The sequence below is a fragment of the Novosphingobium sp. NBM11 genome (assembly GCF_015390225.1).
In the GTDB taxonomy this organism is placed as follows: Bacteria; Pseudomonadota; Alphaproteobacteria; order Sphingomonadales; family Sphingomonadaceae; genus Novosphingobium.
Genome location: NZ_VUOG01000003.1, coordinates 367,962 through 385,182 on the forward strand (window position 1 = coordinate 367,962; position 17,221 = coordinate 385,182).

Consider the following 17,221-nt stretch of genomic DNA (forward strand, 5'->3'; position numbering starts at 1 on the left):
ATGCCGATGAAACGCCACGTGTTCGCCGCCGCCCTCGCCGCCGCCCTCGCTCTCGTGCCTGCGGCGGTGCTCGCGCAGAGCAACCCCGTCGCCCAGCTGGAGGGCGAGCCCTATATCCACGATCCCTCGACCATCGTGGAATCGGATGGCAAGTTCTACACGTTCGGCACGTTCGGCGGCGGGCTCGTCTCCAGCGACGGCTGGACCTGGAAGAGCGGCCCGGTGCGCCCCGGCGGCGGCGTCGCGCCCGACGTCATCAAGCTGGGCGACCGCTATTTCGTCGCCTGGGCCGTGGGCGGCGGCGGCATGAACGGCGGGCACAAGAGCGACATCAAGATCATGTGGACGAAGTCACTCGATCCGGCGTCCAAGGATTTCGCCTTCCACGAGATCGGCACGGTCGCCTCCAGCGACGGAGTGGAACTGCACGACGCGATTGATCCGGCGTTCCTGCTGGCCGAAGGGCGGCTGTGGCTGAGCTACGGCACTTATTTCGGCTCGATCCGCATGATCGAGCTTGATCCCAGGACCGCCGAGCGCCTGCCCGGGAACCAACCCGTCGATGTGGCGATCGACATGGAAGCCACCGCGCTGCTGCACCGCGATGGCTGGTACTATCTGCTGGGCACCCACGGCACCTGCTGCGACGGCCCCAATTCCACCTACAACATCCGCGTCGGCCGCGCGCGCAGCCCGCTGGGGCCGTATCTCGACAACTTCGGCGTGCCGCTGCTCAAGGGCGGCGGCAAGCTCGTCTGGGGGTCGAACGGGCGCGGCATGGGCGCGGGCCACTTCGGGCTGGTGGACCTTGGCGACGGGGTGGAGAAGTTCTCGTTCCACTACGAGGCGGACATGGACCGCGCCGGCCGCAGCGTGCTGGCGATCCTGCCGCTCACCTGGAAGAACGGCTGGCCCGTGGGGCAGGAAAACCTGCGGCCCGGGACTTACGAGATCCAGTCCGAGCGCGGCGGCGCGCTGCAACTGGCGGTGGACGAGGTGCGGCTGCCGTTCAAATGGGCCGGGTTCGGACCGCCCAAGGAACCGCTGGTGCCGGTGCCCGACCAGACGCTCGACCAGAACCGCGCGACCTGGCCGGCCGGGCCGATCCCGGTCGACATGGGCGATTACATGGTGCGGCCGCACCAGCACTGGACGATCGAGCCGGTGGCCGGCGCCGGCGGCTGGTTCGGCGCGCCCTATGTGCGGATCGTGATCGCCGGCACCAGCCGTGCGCTGGCGGCGACGCCGGGGGGCGATGTCGTGGCCGCGCCCGCCTTCACCGGCGCGCCCGAACAGCTCTGGCGGGTCGACCAGCTTGCCGACGGCGCCTTCCGGATCATCCCGAAGTCCACGCCCGATCCGTTCAGGCCCCTCGCGCTGTCGGCCGTGGGCGCAAGCACGCCGCGCCTTGTCCGCTTCGATCCGGCGTCCGATGCGGGCAAGTGGACGTTCCGCCGGCCCTGATCCGAAAGGACTGACAGATCGCACCGGCGCCCGGCATCATCGAACCGCTGGACTTTGGCGGAATTGCGCCCAAATAGGGGGAAGGGCAAGGAGTGGAACGTGTCGCGAAGCAAGGAACCGGTCGGGGACGGGATCGACAGGTCTGACAAATCACTGCGGCTGCATGGCAGCATCGCGCGGGACCTTGGCATCGCCATCGTCACCGGCAAGTACCCGCCGGGCCACGTGCTGACCAGCGAAGTCGATTTTGCCGAGCGCAACCACATCTCGCGCACCGCCTATCGCGAGGCGATCCGCATCCTCGCCGCCAAGGGTCTGGTCGAAAGCCGCCCCAAGGCGGGCACCAAGATCACCGACCCCTCGCGCTGGCACATTCTCGATCCTGACGTGCTGGCCTGGACGTTCGAGGGCGAACCCAGCCGGGCGGCAATCGACGACCTGTTCGAGCTGCGCCTGATCATCGAGCCGGCCGCCGCCGAGATCGCCGCCACGCGCCGCACCGGGGCGCAACTGGCGCAGATGGGCCATGCGCTTGAGGAAATGGCCAAGCACACGCTCGCTTCCCCGCTGGGGCAGGCGGCGGACCAGGCCTTTCACTCCACGCTGCTCAAGGCCACCGGCAACATGGCGCTGATCTCGCTGGCCAGCACGATTTCGGCGGCGGTGCGGTGGACCACGATCTACAAGCAGCGCAAGCGCAAGCTGCCGCGCGATCCCCTGCCCGATCACCGCGTGCTGTTCGATGCCGTGGCCGATGGCGATGGCCCGGCCGCGCGCGCGGCGATGCAGACGCTGATCGAACTGGCCCTGGCCGATATCGACGCGCCCGCGCGCGCCTGATAGCTACCGCACCGGCGGCGTGATGATCCGGTACTCGCCCGCCAGGTGCATCATGCTCATCAGATAGAGCATGCCGTCGAAATAGCGCTGCTCGCCTTCGGGCATCGGCGTGTCCCACAGCTCCTTGACGAAGGCCCGCGCCAGCGGCTCGGGCGTGCCCGCCAGCCCGGCCACGGCCGTGGCCGCCACCATTCCCGGCGAATGGCGTTGCGACAGGGGCTTGCCGTCCAGCGTGTAGCGATCGGCGAAGCGATCGATCCCCTCGCCCGCCAGGAACGTCTGGATCGCGGTGCTCAGCGCTTTCTGGCGCGGGTCCTTGCCCCACCAGTTGGCATCGACCGACCAGTTGCTGGCGGTGCGCCAGCTGTCGTAGCCGAACGGATAGGGCTCGCCCGTGCCCGTCGTCATGGTGCTGCCGTCGAAATAGCTGTGATCGGGGGCCAGGCCGGTGCGCGCGTTCGTCACGCGCACGAAGTAATCGCGGCTGACGTCGGCGGCCGTCGCCCAGAACGCGCGATCGGCCTCCGGCCCCCAGCGCGCCCACAGTTCGTAGAACGCGGGCAGGTGGTAGGACGCGTCCGACCCCGGATAGCCCACGTCCGCCACGAAGCGGATCATCGCGTGGCTTTCCTCCATCATCGGCCCCACCGCATGGGGCTTGGGCGCGGGATCGCGCCATGGCGGCGGAGGCGTCTTGCCCTGCGCCGCCAGCGCCGCAGCCTCGGCCCGGTTGTTGATGCTGGGCCAGGGGCGATCGGGCTGCACGAACGGCGCGTCTTCGGGGTGGATGCGGAACGGCGGCGTCCCGGTCATCACCGCGCGATGGCGCATGGCGGTCAGGATGCGGTCGGCTTCGGCCTTGTAGTCGTAGATGCCGGTGCCGTTGCCCCAGCGGTTCGCCGCGAAATAGAGCGCCATGGCGAAGAATTCCTCGCCATCGGGCGCGGCCCCGGTGCTGCGCGCGCTGCCATCGGTGCCCATCGACCACGCGAAGTAGCCATAGGAAGGATTGGCCGGGTCGGTCACCTGCATGTAAGTCTTCGCCCAGTTCCACAGCGCGTCGAACTCGCGCTTGTGGCCCAGCTGGACGGCGATCATCATGCCATAGCTCATGCCTTCCGACCGGGCATCGTTGTTCGCCCAGTCGGTAACGTAGGCCAGCGTGCCGTTGGCGTTGGCGCCGGTTTCGAAATAGAGCCGCTGCTCCTGCCCGTCGCCATGGAAATAGGCGCGCCACGTCGTCTCGATCCGCGCCTTCACCTCTTCGCGCGGCACCCCGAGCAGTTCGCTGAACAGATTGCGGTAGGTGCCCGTGGCATAGGCGCCCTTGCCCTCGCCGGGATGCCGCGTCACCTTCCACAGCGGCGCTTCCTGATGCCGGGTGAAGGCAACGCCCGGCGGCGCGGTGGACGCCTCGGTAACCTGCGCCTTCTTCGCCGGCTGTGCGGCCGCGGGCGAAGCCGCCGGCAGCACAAGGACCGCGACCGTCAGGGCAAGGAGCGCGAATCCCCTCACTTCGGCAGATCCACCACGCGATCGACGGTGAACGCGGTTTCCGTGCCCGGCAAGCCGCTGTCCGGCTGCCCGCCGCCCAGGTTCAGGCGGTAGGCCCCGGCGAAGACCTGCCGCACGCCATCGGGCCGCACCGCCGAAAGGTCGCGCGGCGAAAGTTCCAGCGTCACCGCCTTGCTCTCGCCCGGCTTCAGCGCCACCCGCTGCAACCCGCGCAGTGCCACGCGCGGCGCGCCCGGCTGATCGGGGAAGCGCAGATAGGCCTGCACCACTTCCTCGCCCTCGCGCGCCCCGGTGTTGGTGACTTGCGCGGTCACGCGGATGCCGTTCGCGGTGCTACCGTCCACCGGCTCCACCCGCGCGGGTCCATAGCCGAACGTGGTGTAGCTCAGGCCATAGCCGAAGCCATAGACGGGCTTGCCGGTGAAGTAGCGGTAGGTGCGCCCCGCCATCGCATAGCTGGTGAAGGCCGGCAGGTCCGCCGTGTCCTTGTAGAAGGTCAGCGGCAGGCGGCCCGAGGGGTTGACCTTGCCCGAGAGCGCGTTGGCCACGGCCAAACCGCCCGCCTGCCCCGGATACCACGCCTCCACCAGTGCATCGGCATTGTCCCTGGCCCATGACAAGTCGATCGGGCTGCCGTTCATCGTCACCACGACCAGAGGCTTGCCCAGCGTGCGTGCGCGGATCAGCAGTTCGCGCTGGTCCATCGGCAGTTCCAGCCCGGTCTTGTCGCCGCCGTCGAAGCCTTCGATCTTGAGCGGCATTTCCTCGCCCTCCAGATCGGAGGTCAGGCCGACCACCGCCACCAGCACGTCCGCGTCGGCCGCGCCCCGCGCCAGATCGCCCCAGGGATCGTGGGTGATGCGCTTCCAGAACAGGCCCGGCACCGCCGCGCCGCCGCCTTCCAGATCGAAGTGCAGCGGATAGCGCTCGCCCTTCTTCAGCTCGGCCTCGACATACTTGGGCGCTTCGCCCCACAACGAATAGTGGTCCGACCTGACAACCGGCTTTCCGCCGATTTCCAGCGCGCCTTTCACCCCGGTCACGCCCAGCTTGTAGAGGCCGCTTTCCGGCGCGACGAAGAAGCCGTCCCACACCACCTTGTGCGCGTCGGAAACCTCTTTCAGCTGCATCGCGCTGCTCTGGAGGTTGGCCTCGATCCGCGTGACCACCGGCCTGGCGGAGAAAGTCCGTTCGCCGCGGGGCTTCGCGGGATCGATCGCGTTGTAATAGACCGCGCGCAATCCGGGCTGGCCATCGAGCGTCAGGAAATTGCCGTCGGTGACGAGATCGCCGTCGGTGATCGACGGGGCGAACGGCACCATCGTGACCTTCGCTTCGGGCATGGCCCGGCGCAGCCCGTCGACCACCGAGATCGGCGGCGCCGAATTGGGCGAGGAATAGTTGCCGCGCAGCACGCGCGTGGCATCGCCCAGCGGCCCGATCACCGCGACGCGCACGCCGGGCTTGAGCGGCAGGACGCCGTTGTTCTTGAGCAGGACAAGGCTTTTTTCGGCCGCCTTGAGCGAAAGGTCCCATCCCTCGCGCGTGCCCACCGCGCTCACCGGCGTGGCGTTGGGCTTGCGCGCGGCGATCCCGCGCAGGTCGCCGTTGCGGTAGCGGGCCGAGAACAGGCGCACCAGCACGCGGTCGATGTCGCTATCGGTCAGGTATCCGGCCTTGAGCGCCGCCTTGTAGCGGTCCGCCAGACCGGGGGCCTCGCCGATCGTGCCGGTGTGGCATTCGTTGTCCACGCCCGCCAGCAGCCCCGCCGCGACGCCCGAGGCGGCATCGGGCGCGTACTTGTGGCGGTCGTAGATATCGACCACCGCGTCGCAATCCGAAACGACATAGCCCTTGAAGCCCCACGCGCCGCGCAGCCGGTCCTTCAGCAGAAGGTCGCTGGCGCAGGCCGGCTGACCATCGACGCGGTTGTAGGCGCACATGATCGACCCGGCCTTGCCCTCCACGATCGCGGCGCGGAAGGCGGGCAGGTAGGTATCTTCCAGATCATGGCGCGAGACCATGATGTTGTCGGTGTGGCGCGTCGGCTCCGGCCCGGAATGGACCGCGAAGTGCTTCGGCGTGGCGATCACTTCGGGCAGGTCCGGGTTCGGGCCCTGGATGCCCTGCACATAGGCGACCCCCAGCCGGGCCGTCAGGAACGGGTCCTCGCCATAGGTTTCCTGTCCCCGCCCCCAGCGCGGATCGCGGAAGATGTTGATGTTGGGCGCCCAGGTATCGAGCCCGGTACCGATCTTGCCGAGATGCCCTGTCTGCCGCGCCAGCGTGTGCAGCCCCTGCAGCTCGGTGCTGATCACCCGCGCCACGTCGTGCACCAGCGGCGGATCGAACGTGGCGGCAAGGCCGATGGACTGCGGGAAATTGGTGGTCGGCACCGCGCCGCCCGCCCCGTGCAGGCTCTCAGTCCACCAGTTGTAGGCGGGAATGCCCAGCCGCGGGATTGCCGGCGCGACGTTGAGCAGCTGTTCGACCTTTTCGTCGACCGTCATCTTCGCGACCAGCGCCGAGGCCGCGCGATCCGCTTCCGTCCACGCCTCGGGCGCCGCCGAAGCGGCCTCGCGCGCCTGGGCCTGCGGGATAGTTAGCGCTACCAGACTTGCAGCGGCGAGCAGCGAGCGCGCATGACGGCGCGCGGGCATCGAACTCTCGATCACGAAGATGTCCTCTCTGGTCTTCTGGCCGGGTCGCACCCCGGCCGGCGTTCAAGCGTGGTCACACGGGCTGAAGGCCATATTCCACGATGCGGTTGATCAGGTCGCGATGGCGCGGCAGGGCCGTCAGCATCCGCGTGGTGATATCGGCGTTCTGCCCTCTCGCGCGCCGCGCATCGCGCACCTCAGGTTCCAGCGCGCGGGCGGAAACCTCGGAGCGGAAGCCCATGCCATAGAGCACGTACTGGTAGGAGGCCGAAGGGAACACCTCGTCCACCCGGTCGAACTCCTCGTGCAGGTAGGGCGGCTGCCAGCGCCACAGCGCCAGCAGTTCACGCAGGCGTTCGGGGATCGTCGCCGGATCCATGTTGTCGCGCCAGAAGGCGGTGTCGCGGCGCTGGCTCAGTACATAGTGCAGCTTGAGGAAATCGATGATCCGCCCCCAGCGGTACAGCGTCTTCTCGTTGTAGCGCCGGGCGACGATGTCCATGACCTCGCGCGCCGGCGGCATCTGTTCGGCGATCATCTTCGCCGAAAGCTCGATCAGCACGATCGCCGAGGCCTCCAGCGGCTCGAGAAAGCCCGCCGCCAGCCCCACCGCCACGCAATTGCCCTTCCAGAACAGTTCGCGGTGGCCGGAACGGATATCGATCTTGCGCACGGCCAGGCCATCGGCGGCCGGGCCGATATAGGCGCGTAGCTCCGCTTCGGCCTGCTCGCGGCTGATGTGGCGGCTCGAATAGACGTGGCCGACGCCGCGCCGCGTCGGCAAGCCGATGTCCCAGATCCAGCCCGCCGATTGCGCGGTGGAGATGGTGTGCGTGGCAATCGGTGCGTCCGGATCGGGATAGGGCACCTGCACGGCCAGCGCGGTATCGCAGAACAGCACGTCGTTGCAGTCCTTGAAGCCCACGCCCATCGTCTCGCCCAGCAACAGGCTGCGCATGCCGGTGCAATCGACGAACAGGTCGCCGGCGATCTCGCCCGCCTGCTCGGTCACGATCGCGCGGATGTCGCCGCTCTCGTCCTGCAACACCTGGCGCATGTCGGCGAGCACGTGGCGCACGCCCAGCTTTTCGGTGCAGTGCCGCTGCATGAACGGCGCGAACTTGCCGGCGTCGAGATGATAGGCGTAGTTGGCCTGCCCCTCGAACTCGGCATCGGCCATGGTCTTGGGCGCCAGGTTCTCGTCGCAGATGCGGCCCTGCGGGCAGACGGCATCGCAGAACGTCTCGTCCGCGTCCTCATTTTCAACCAGCGTTCCCGCCAGCCAGTGTGGCGCGAGGTTCAGTTGCCCGAAGCGCTGGGGCAGCACCAACGGGTGGTAATAGGCATCGTCATCCGCGCCGGTGGTCCATTTGGCAAACAGCGCGCCCTGCTTGAAGGCGGCATCGCATTGGCGGAAGAAATCGGTTTCGGAAATGCCGACGCTTTTCAGCGTGGAGCGCAGGGTCGGCCATGTCCCCTCGCCCACACCGATGATCGGCACGTTGGGGGATTCGACCAGGGTAACGGAAAAGTCGTGCCCGATGCGCGGGCGATGCTTGGCGGCAATGATCGCCGCGGTCAGCCATCCGGCGGTCCCGCCGCCGACAATCACGACATCGCGCACTGCACGCACCATCCGCGTCCTGCCCCGTTGTTCGAACGACTATTGGTGGTGGCGGCGCCAGCATGGGAACCGGCGCCGCCACCACGTCACATCAGTAGTTGAAACGGGCGCCGAACACAAAGCGGCGACCGTAGGACCAGGTATCGAGCGGCATGTTCGAGAACCGGCCATAGGTGCTGTAGGTCGAGTTGTTGAGGTTGGTGCCTTCGAAGAAGACCGAGACCTGCTTGGTCAGCTGGTAGCTGGCGCTGGCGTCGATCTGGAACTGGCGGTTCACGTTCACCGGTTCCGCGCCGAACGTGCCACCCTGGGTCTGGCCCAGGCTGAGCAGGTACTTGTCGCGCCAGTTGCCGGCAAGGCGGACCTCCAGCCCGTTCTTGTCGTAGAAGGCGATGATGTTGGCCGAATTGGCCAGCCCCGTGATCGCGAACGCCGAACCCGAGATATCGCTCGTGTCGAACGTGCGGTTGGTGCTGACCAGCGTGGCGTTGGCGTTGAAGCCGAAGCCGGTTTCGCCGAACACGTGCTGCCAGGCGATTTCCACGCCGCGCACCACGCCTTCCGGCCCGTTGACCTTGCCGTTCACCTGGAACTGCGCGGCCTGGCCGGTGAACGGATCGGTCACCCCGTTGATCGTCTGGGTGCGCACGCCGCCGACGATGAAGTTCGAGATGAACTTCATGAAGCCGTTGACCGCAAAGTACGAGTTGGAGCCGTAGTAGTATTCGGCGCCCAGATCGAGGTTATCGGCCAGGTAGGGCTTGAGGTTGGCATTGCCACCCGATGCCGCGAGGCTGCCCTTGCGCAGCGTACCCAGAGTGATCGTGGGGCTGAGGTCGTTCAGCACCGGCCGGGTCAGGGTGCGCGAAGCGTCGAAGCGCAGCTGCAGCTTCGGCGTCACTTCCAGCTTCACGTCCAGGCTCGGCAAGACGTAGTTGTAGCTCGTCTCGCGGGTGATGAGCTGGTCGGGGGTATAGGAGCCCACCGAGATCAGCGTCGGGTCGGTTGGGACCGTCACCAGCGTCACCGGGTTGCGACCAATCGCGCCCGAGGTCAGCTTGGTGTACTCGTCACGCACGCCGGCGCTGATGTGGATCGGCATGTTGCCGACCATGCTGTCGAAGTTGATGCGCAGATAGCCGGCAAAGGTCCGTTCGCGCACATTCAGCACGCTGGCCGGATCGAACGCGGGCGCAGTCGTGCCGCCACCGGTCGCTTCGAGAGCGCGATAGACCGCCACCGGATCGTAGGCGATGATCGCGGGCGCCAGGTTGCCCTTGTAGCCGGGGATGAAGTTGGCGGTGCTGATCGTGCCCTGGTAGATGCTGCTGGGCAACGGCGCCACCGCGCCGGTGCGGCCCGACGGCGCGCCATAGCCGCCGTAACGGAAGAACGTGCCATTGACGAACGGGCTCTGGTTTTCCTTGTGGAACTTGTTTTCCTGATAGCTCGCGCCGAAGTGGATCTTGATCGCGTCGCTTTCGTACTTGCCCGAAATCTTGATCTGCTTGACCAGATCCGTGTAATAATTGGGGAATCCCGCGATCACGTGGCTGCCGATCAGCGACGGGTCGGTGAACTTCCCGACGTTGCCGTTCGGGCCGACGTCGTGGATGCTCGGCAGATAGCCCGAGCTGGGGCCGCCGATGGTGACGCCGGTGTTGGCGCCCAGCACTGTCGAATAGCGGGTGCACGAGGTCGGCGGCGTGGTCGGCCCCGCGCCGGCCGGATAGGTACAGCCGGTCGAGAGGAACCCGCCGTTCGGATCGGCGTTGGTGCCGCCATAGCCGATGTCCATGGCGTTGGCGTACCCGTTCTTGCCGGGGTTCAGGACCGAGCGCGAGAGCGAGGCATCGACATCGAAGCTCAGTTCGTCAGTCGCTTCCCACTTCAGGTTGCCGCCCACCATGTAGGTCTGGTTGATGTCCCGCGCGAGGTTGGCGTTGAAGTCCATCGGCGTGCCGAACTGGTTGAAGTCCACCACGGTGCCGTTGCTGTCCTGCTTCACGTTGCGCAGGTCATCGCCGTTAAACCACGCGCCGTAACCGTAAGTCGCGGTGTGCAGCGTCTGGCGGGTGAAATTGCCGTCCAGAGTCACCAGCACCTTGTCGCTGGGGCGCCACTGGTAGGCCAGGCGGCCGTCGATGCGCTCGTCCTTGGTGTTGACCTGGTTAGCGCCCAGCTGCTGCGGGAACCAGCCCAGCACGTTCTTCTTGGCGGGCGTGAAGTCGCTGGTCTGGCACGCGGGCTGCGACTGGCACTGGTAGAAGTAGTTGCCGATCCAGCCGGGGATGAAGACCTGGTTGGAGGTCGTGTCCGAACGCTTGTAGGCGACATAGGCCAGGATACCCATGGTATCGTCGGCAAAGGTCGTGCTGGCCAGCGCCGCGCCCGAGGGGACGACCCGGCCACTGCGGTCCTGCACCGAACCCGATGCCTTCAGCGCCAGCTTGGTGCCGTTGCTGTCGAAAGGCTTGGGCAGCGCGACGTTGATCGTCGCGCCGATCGCGCTGTTGCCGAGTTCGACGTCGGGCGTCTTGTAGACCGAAATGTTCTGGACGAAGTCCGAACCGATCGTGGTGAAATCCACCGCGCGGTTGCCCGATGCGGTCGACAGGTGGCGGCCGTCGAACTGGGTATCGTTGAAATCGCCGCCGAAGCCGCGCACGGTCACGCCGTTGGCTTCGCCGCGCGCGCCCGAGCGCTGGATCGAGATGCCGGGCAGGCGCTGCAACGCGTCGGCCACGTTGGCATCGGGGAACTTGCCGATGTCCTCGGCGGAAATCGCGTCGACCACGCCGGAGGCGCTCCGCTTGATTTCCATGTTGCGCTGGAGCGAACCGCGGATGCCGGTGACGATGATTTCGGAGCCTGGCTCGTTGCTGACCTCGGCATCGGCCGGGCCTGCGCTTTCGGCCGGCGCCTGCTGCGCCACCGCCGGCATGGCGATCGCGAGCGCGATGGCGCCCGACGCCCCGCCCAGCAGGAACCGCGAATTGATTGAAGTCCTCATACCCTCTCCACTGCTCTGTCTGACGGCCCCCCCGCCCGGGAAGGAGACGACATCGCTCGCACCGTTCACTGCCTCCCGAACGGGCCGAAACGGGGAGCTCCAGGGTCGCTGAGGACAACGCCGTGCAACTGCGGTTGCCAGCCATCTCTCCGCCACGCCGGTGCTCTGCTCGTCACCTTGCCCATTTTGAGTAACCGATAAAGGTAGCGCTATCAACATGAAATTGTCTGCGCAATCAGACGGGTGCCCGGCAGTGTTGCAAAAAGCCCACGATTCCGGTTAGAGTTTCGATGTTAGCGCGCACATCGCGGCCCGCAATATCATGTAATAACCATCGCAAAACACGCGAGAATGCAGGAGAGGACGATTGGCGGAGCAAATCGAGATTCTGAACAGCGATGCCCATCGCAATCTTGCCATGCACCCGCTGGCGGGGCCGCATCCGCACATGGTGCAGATCGTCGTTACCGAGGTGACACGCGCCGCCGCCTGCTGCCCGGTCGTGCTCGCCAAGTCGCCCGAGACGGGCCGATTCGCGCTGGTGGCGCTGTTCGGATTCCAGCCGGGCGAAGTGCTGGTCGAGGGCGCAGAGGCCGGAAACGCGGCCTTTCTTCCGCTCGACCTGCAACGCCAGGGCTTCTTCACCGCGGACGACAATATCGCGATCGACCTTGCCCACCCGCGCTTCGCGCCCGGCGGCACGGTGCCGCTGTTCGACGCGATGGGGGGGCCGAGCGACGAGATGCGCGTGGTCCAGCGCGCGATCGGCCATCTCATGGGCACCGCCGCGCCGACCGAGCAATTCATCGCCATGCTCGTGGAAGAGAGACTGATCGAACCGGTCGACATTTCGCTTTCTTTCGACGACGGGCAGACGATCGCGCTGAACGGCCTTTATTCGGTGAGCGGCGAGGCGCTGTCGGCGCTCGAGGATGCGACAATCATCAGACTATTCCGGCAGGGTTGGCTCCAGGCCGCGCTCGCCATCCACGGCTCGCTGCAGCAGGTGGGCATCCTCGCCCGCCGCCGCAACGAACGGCTCGCGGGCGGCTGGAACTGAGCCTGATGCTGGCGGAGCTTGCACCCGGCGCGCCCGAACTGGCGAGTGCGGAAAGCTTTCACGCCGGCGTGATCCTTGCGGGCACGCCCGTTGTCATCCGGAGCCTGTGCGCCGATCTGCCGGCGGCGCAGGCGGCGCGCGCATCCGCCCGCGCCGCGCTCGACCATGTCCTGTCGTTCGATACCGGGCGGCGGCCGCAGGTCTTTCTCGGCGATCCGGCGATCGGCGGCCGCTATTACTACAGCGACGATCTTTCCGGCTTCAATTTCACCCGCGCGGAACTGCCGCTGGCGCAGGCCTTCGCGCACATGCTGCGCCATGCCGACGATCCGTCCGCGCCCACCGCCTATCTCGGCTCGCTGGTCGCGCCCGCCTATCTTCCCGGCTTTGCCGAGGCCAACGCGGTGCCGATCGTGCCGCCGCAGGTCGAGGCGCGGCTGTGGATCGGCAACCCGTCGACCGCCGCCACCCATTACGACGCCTATGAAAACCTCGCCTGCGTGCTGGCGGGGGCACGGCGCTTCACGCTCTATCCGCCCGATGCGATCGGCGATCTCTATGTCGGGCCGATCGATCACACGATGGCCGGCCAGCCGGCCAGCCTTGCCGCCGCGAGTGCAGACCCGGTGCGCTATCCCCGGTTCGCGGCGGCGCGGGACCGCGCGATCACCGTGGACCTCGCTGCCGGCGACGCGCTGTTCCTGCCCAAGCTGTGGTGGCACCAGGTGGAAGCGACCGCGCCGGTCAACGTGATGCTCAATTACTGGTGGGATGCGACCGCGATCGGCCCCGACGCCCCGCTGCTCGCCATGCTGCTCTCGATGATCGCCATCGCCGAGCGGCCGGAGGCGGAGCGCGCGGCGTTCCGCGCGTTCTTCGATCATTACGTGTTCCGGCCGGATGGCCACCCCCTCGCGCACCTGCCGGAAGACCGGCGCGGCGTGCTGCGCGACATCAAGGGGGCTGGCTATGGTCCGATTCGCGCGATGGTGCTGCGCGCCCTGCGCGGCGGCTGACTTCCCGACCCGCCTACAAAAATGAGGCCCGGAAAGCATGTGCCTTCCGGGCCTTCTCAGGTACTGCGGCGGCCCCGGGAGAGGAGGGATTGGGGCCGCAGCGAGGGAACGTTTGAATCAGTGCCCGCCCCAGCCTTCCATCTGCTCCAACTCCTTGCCCTTGGTTTCGGGCAGGAAGGCCTTGACCAGCCAGAAGCTCACCGCCGCGCTCAGCGTGTAGAGTACATAGGTCTCGGCAAGGCCCAGGCCGCTCGCCATGGCCGGGAAGCTCTGCACCACGGCGTAGTTCGCGCCCCACTGGGCCAGCCCGCACACCGCCAGCGCCGATCCGCGCAGCTGGTTGGGGAACATTTCGCCCAGCATCACCCACATCACCGGACCCCAGCTGACGTTGAAGAACACCACGTAGATATTGGCCGCGATCACCGCGATCAGGCCCAGATGCTGGTCCATCTGCAGCGCCCCGGCGGTGTCGAGCGTCCCGCGCGAGAACGCCCAGCTCATCGCGCCGAGCGATAGCGTCATCCCCGCCGAACCGATCAGCAGCAGCGGCTTGCGCCCGACCTTGTCGACCAGCGCCATGGTGACGAAGCAGGCCGCGATCGAAACGAGGCCCGAGATGATGTTGCGTTCCAGCGCCGCCTGTTCGGAAACGCCCGCCAGCTTCCACAGCGTTTCGCCGTAGTAGAAGATCACGTTGATCCCGACGAACTGCTGGAAAACGGCAATGATCAACCCCGCCCACACGACCGGGCGCAGCACCGTTCCCGGCGCCAGCACATCGGCCAGGCGCGGGCGGTGGTCGGTGGCGAAGGATGCGCGGATCTCATCGACCTTGCGGCGGGCCTCGGTCTCGCCGAACAGGCGCGAAAGCACCGCGTGAGCTTCCTCGGCGCGGCCGCTGCTTACCAGATAGCGCGGGCTTTCCGGAATGAACTGCAGCGCGACCAAGAACACCACCGCCGGAATCGCCTGCGCGATGTACATCCAGCGCCAGGCCGGAACACCGCCCAATTGCCCCAGCGAATCCCCTGCCTGCCGCGCGAGCACGTAATTGACGACGAAGGCCAGCGTCAGGCCGGTGATGATCATGACCTGCTGCACGCTGGTCAGCCGCCCGCGGATCGCCGCCGGCGCAACCTCGGAAATGTAGGCGGGCGACAACACGCTGGCCGCGCCCACCGCCATGCCGCCGAAGAAACGGGCGATCACGAACAGGGTGTGATTTCCGGTAAGGCCCTGCACCAGCGCGCCGGTGAGAAACAGGATCGCGGCCAGCACCATGATGCGCTTGCGCCCGAAGCGGTCGGCCATGCGCCCGGCGGTGAAAGCGCCGGCGGCGCAACCGACCAGCAGCGACCCCACGGTGAAGCCAAGACCATTGTCGTCGAGCGCGAACGCCGCCTTCAGGCCCGCCTGCGTGCCGTTGACCGCGCCGCTGTCATATCCGAATAGCAGTCCGCCGATCGTGGCGACCGATACGATGGCGCCCACAAGCGCCATGTTCACCCGGTCTTGCTGCACTGCCGTCATTTTCCTCTCCCGACTCGTTCAATGCGCATTGATTGCCACGCATTTCGCCTTGCATCGACGGTCTTGCTTGAGCTGTCACCGGTTCTTCCGATGCCGCTCTCCCGCTCGATGATAGCGCTACCTCAATATCGCGCCGTTCGCGCCGCGCAAGCGTGAAATGGGTTTAAGTCTGCTTAAATGACAATCCCGCTTGCCAAGGGCGTGCCGCGCGGTCAGGAAATCCGCAACGGGAGCAGCAAGAGATGAACGATATCCGATCGCGCCGTCGGCAGTCCGGGCGCCCCACGGTGACCGACGTCGCGCGCCTCGCCCAGTGCTCGCCGATGACCGTCAGCCGCGTGGTCAACGGAGGCGCAGGCGTGCGCGAGGAAACGCGCCTTGCGGTCGAAGCGGCCATCAAACAACTCAACTACGCACCCAACCGCGCCGCGCGCAGCCTTGCCGGCGCATCGCAGCTGCGCATCGCGCTGCTTTATGCCAACCCTTCCGCCTCCTATCTTAGCGAACTGCTGATCGGCTGCATGGACGCGGCGACGCGGCTCGATGCCCACCTGATGGTCGAACGCTGCGATCCGGATCGCGATCAGGCGAAAATGATCGCGCGGCTGGTGGAAAGCGCGGTCGATGGCTTCCTGCTCCCCCCGCCGCTGTGCGACGACACCGCGCTGCTCGCCCGCCTGCGCCGCGCCGGAACCCGCGCCGTGCTGGTCGGCCCCGGCCAAGCAGAAGCGCATCACGGCGTGGTGATGATCGACGATTACCAGGCCGCCTACGACATGACGCGCCACATCCTCGATCTGGGCCACAAGCGCGTGGGCTTCATCATCGGCAACCCCCGCCAATCGGCCAGCGCGCTGCGCCTTGCCGGCTTTCGCGATGCCATGGCCGAAGCCGGCGTGAACGTGGACGAGGCGCTCGTCAAACAGGGGCAGTTCACCTACCGCTCCGGGCTGGACGCGGCGATGGACATGCTCGCCCTGCCCCAGCGCCCGACCGCGATCTTCGCCTCGAACGACGATATGGCCGCCGGCTGCGTGGCGGCTGCGCACCGCAACGATCTGGAAGTGCCGCACGACCTTACCGTGTGCGGCTTCGACGATACCGCGTTCGCTTCCACGATCTGGCCGGAGCTGACCACGATCCGCCAGCCGATCCGCAAGATGGCCGAGACCGCGCTGGAGCTTCTGGCGCAGGAAATCCGCGCAGACCGCGCCGAGGAAAACCCGCAACCGCGCCTCGCCACGCTTGCGTACGAACTGGTTCGGCGGGAATCCGATGCCGCGCCGCCGGGCAAGGCCTAGGCGGCGTGGACAAATTTGAGCCAGTATCTGGCGGTGGCGAGATGGACCATGCCGAGGAAGCTGTTGGCAAGCTGGTCGTAGCGGGTGGCGATGGCGCGGTTGATTTTGAGATGGCCGAACATGCGCTCGATGCGGTTGCGCTGCTTGTAGAGCGTTCGATCATGCTCGATCTTGACGCGGCGGTTTGACCGGCCGGGGATGACGGCAGCAATCTTCCGCTCGGCAAGATCCGCACGAATGGCATCAGCGTCATACCCCTTGTCCGCCAACAAAGCGTCGGGCGTGCACTCGGGCAGATCGATCAAAGCATCATACGCCTTGCAGTCCGCTGCCTCGCCACCTGTTAGGTGGAAGGCAACTGGTCGTCCGAGGGCATCAGCCAAGCAGTGAAGCTTACTGGTGAACCCGCCCCGCGAGCGGCCAAGAGCGCGTCGATGAGTCCCCCTTTTCCGCCCGCTGCCGAAACGTGGGCGCGGACTGTTGTGCTATCGATGCTGTAGTGGCCGCTGTCAGCCATGATTTCGGCGAGCGTAACCGCAACGGTCTCCCAAACACCAGCCTCACTCCAGCGTCGAAACCGCCGATAGATCGTGTTCCAACTGCCGTATTTCGGTGGTACATCGCGCCACGGTGCGCCGCAACGGAGCCGCCAGAGTATGCCGTTGACGACAGAACGGTTCTGCTCCGGCCGCCTGCCTCGACCGCGATTTTCAGGCTCGATTGGCAACAAGCCCTTCAAAATTCGCCATTCTGCTTCGGTGAGATCGCCCCGGCTCAAATCTGCCTCCAAAAAGCAGGCTTGAATCAACGACTGGCCATCGCGTCAATCGCGTTCCCAAACACCATGCAGAAATCGGTGTTTTTACGGCCACCTCGCGATAGATTACGCCGCATGAGGAAAGTGACCCGACGGGATTGGCTTGCGCTATCTGCTCCGGCCGTTGTCAGTATTCTGGTGGCCTATTTTCATGGTCATCAGAAGGGATGGGGTGCTGGTATAGCTACCGGAGCAATCATGTTTTCGTTCGCCGTTTGGATATGGCGGCGACAAATCATCAAATATCCCGAAGACACTTGGAAAGCTCGCCTCTAGGCAATTTGTCCACGCCGCCTAGGGACAGGACCCATTACTGTTGCGGTCGGAACGGCAGCTATCTGGCAATTCCTAGAAACCAGCCTGCGCGGACACGACGCG

Annotated in this window: 11 protein-coding genes; 5 read left to right on the top strand and 6 right to left on the bottom strand. The window is 66.5% G+C overall.

All coding sequences use genetic code 11. The annotated features are described in order from the left end of the window. The first annotated feature begins 6 nt into the window (after nucleotides 1–6). The gene (locus tag F1640_RS22030; protein WP_194921887.1) at nucleotides 7–1,464 is read left to right on the top strand and encodes a family 43 glycosylhydrolase; all 1,458 of its coding nucleotides are present in this window, start codon (nucleotides 7–9) and stop codon (nucleotides 1,462–1,464) included. A 99-nt stretch (nucleotides 1,465–1,563) separates the two neighbouring features. Further along, nucleotides 1,564–2,304, top strand: a complete 741-nt coding sequence (locus tag F1640_RS22035; protein ID WP_124808874.1) for a FadR/GntR family transcriptional regulator — start codon at nucleotides 1,564–1,566, stop codon at nucleotides 2,302–2,304. 3 nt (nucleotides 2,305–2,307) lie between these two features. Here F1640_RS22035 and F1640_RS22040 read toward each other — a convergent pair whose 3' ends face one another. The 4 genes from F1640_RS22040 to F1640_RS22055 form a co-directional block, all read right to left on the bottom strand. Next, nucleotides 2,308–3,819 (bottom strand): glycosyl hydrolase family 8, encoded by a 1,512-nt coding sequence (locus F1640_RS22040; RefSeq protein WP_124808873.1) that lies wholly within the window; start codon nucleotides 3,817–3,819, stop codon nucleotides 2,308–2,310. Beyond that, nucleotides 3,816–6,479, bottom strand: coding sequence for a glycoside hydrolase family 3 C-terminal domain-containing protein (locus F1640_RS22045; RefSeq protein ID WP_124808945.1), 2,664 nt, complete (start codon nucleotides 6,477–6,479; stop codon nucleotides 3,816–3,818). The genes F1640_RS22040 and F1640_RS22045 overlap by 4 nt, the downstream gene beginning before the upstream one ends. A gap of 73 nt (nucleotides 6,480–6,552) precedes the next feature. Further along, entirely contained in the window at nucleotides 6,553–8,115 is a 1,563-nt protein-coding gene (locus F1640_RS22050) for a tryptophan halogenase family protein (RefSeq protein ID WP_124808872.1), read from the bottom strand. Nucleotides 8,116–8,194: 79 nt separating this feature from the next. Next, nucleotides 8,195–11,116, bottom strand: a complete 2,922-nt coding sequence (locus F1640_RS22055; protein WP_124808871.1) for a TonB-dependent receptor — start codon at nucleotides 11,114–11,116, stop codon at nucleotides 8,195–8,197. Nucleotides 11,117–11,483: 367 nt separating this feature from the next. Here F1640_RS22055 and F1640_RS22060 point away from each other — a divergent pair, with 367 nt between their 5' ends. Both F1640_RS22060 and F1640_RS22065 read left to right on the top strand, forming a co-directional pair. Next, nucleotides 11,484–12,176: a SapC family protein gene (locus F1640_RS22060; RefSeq protein WP_124808870.1), complete on the top strand. Its 693-nt coding sequence runs from the start codon at nucleotides 11,484–11,486 to the stop codon at nucleotides 12,174–12,176. Nucleotides 12,177–12,181: 5 nt separating this feature from the next. Beyond that, nucleotides 12,182–13,192, top strand: coding sequence for a cupin-like domain-containing protein (locus F1640_RS22065; RefSeq protein ID WP_124808869.1), 1,011 nt, complete (start codon nucleotides 12,182–12,184; stop codon nucleotides 13,190–13,192). Between the two features lie 117 nt (nucleotides 13,193–13,309). On the opposite strand, the gene F1640_RS22070 is transcribed toward F1640_RS22065, so the two are convergent. Then, complete coding sequence (locus F1640_RS22070; RefSeq protein WP_124808868.1) at nucleotides 13,310–14,725, bottom strand: sugar porter family MFS transporter; 1,416 nt, start codon at nucleotides 14,723–14,725, stop codon at nucleotides 13,310–13,312. Between the two features lie 242 nt (nucleotides 14,726–14,967). Here F1640_RS22070 and F1640_RS22075 point away from each other — a divergent pair, with 242 nt between their 5' ends. Continuing rightward, complete coding sequence (locus F1640_RS22075; protein WP_124808867.1) at nucleotides 14,968–16,026, top strand: LacI family DNA-binding transcriptional regulator; 1,059 nt, start codon at nucleotides 14,968–14,970, stop codon at nucleotides 16,024–16,026. On the opposite strand, the gene F1640_RS22080 is transcribed toward F1640_RS22075, so the two are convergent. Then, a protein-coding gene (locus F1640_RS22080) for an IS5 family transposase (RefSeq protein ID WP_202804794.1) occupies nucleotides 16,023–16,804 on the bottom strand; the annotation gives its coding sequence in 2 pieces (ribosomal slippage) (nucleotides 16,023–16,480 and nucleotides 16,480–16,804; 783 coding nt in all). The genes F1640_RS22075 and F1640_RS22080 overlap by 4 nt on opposite strands. Between the last annotated feature and the right edge of the window lie 417 nt (nucleotides 16,805–17,221).

Excerpts from the sequence above, each read along its gene's own strand:
- F1640_RS22030 (WP_194921887.1), top strand. The coding sequence starts at position 7 with ATGAAACGCCACGTGTTCGCCGCCGCCCTCGCCGCCGCCCTCGCTCTC.
- F1640_RS22045 (WP_124808945.1), bottom strand. The coding sequence starts at position 6,479 with ATGCCCGCGCGCCGTCATGCGCGCTCGCTGCTCGCCGCTGCAAGTCTG.
- F1640_RS22050 (WP_124808872.1), bottom strand. The coding sequence starts at position 8,115 with ATGGTGCGTGCAGTGCGCGATGTCGTGATTGTCGGCGGCGGGACCGCC.
- F1640_RS22055 (WP_124808871.1), bottom strand. The coding sequence starts at position 11,116 with ATGAGGACTTCAATCAATTCGCGGTTCCTGCTGGGCGGGGCGTCGGGC.
- F1640_RS22065 (WP_124808869.1), top strand. The coding sequence starts at position 12,182 with ATGCTGGCGGAGCTTGCACCCGGCGCGCCCGAACTGGCGAGTGCGGAA.
- F1640_RS22070 (WP_124808868.1), bottom strand. The coding sequence starts at position 14,725 with ATGACGGCAGTGCAGCAAGACCGGGTGAACATGGCGCTTGTGGGCGCC.
- F1640_RS22075 (WP_124808867.1), top strand. The coding sequence starts at position 14,968 with ATGAACGATATCCGATCGCGCCGTCGGCAGTCCGGGCGCCCCACGGTG.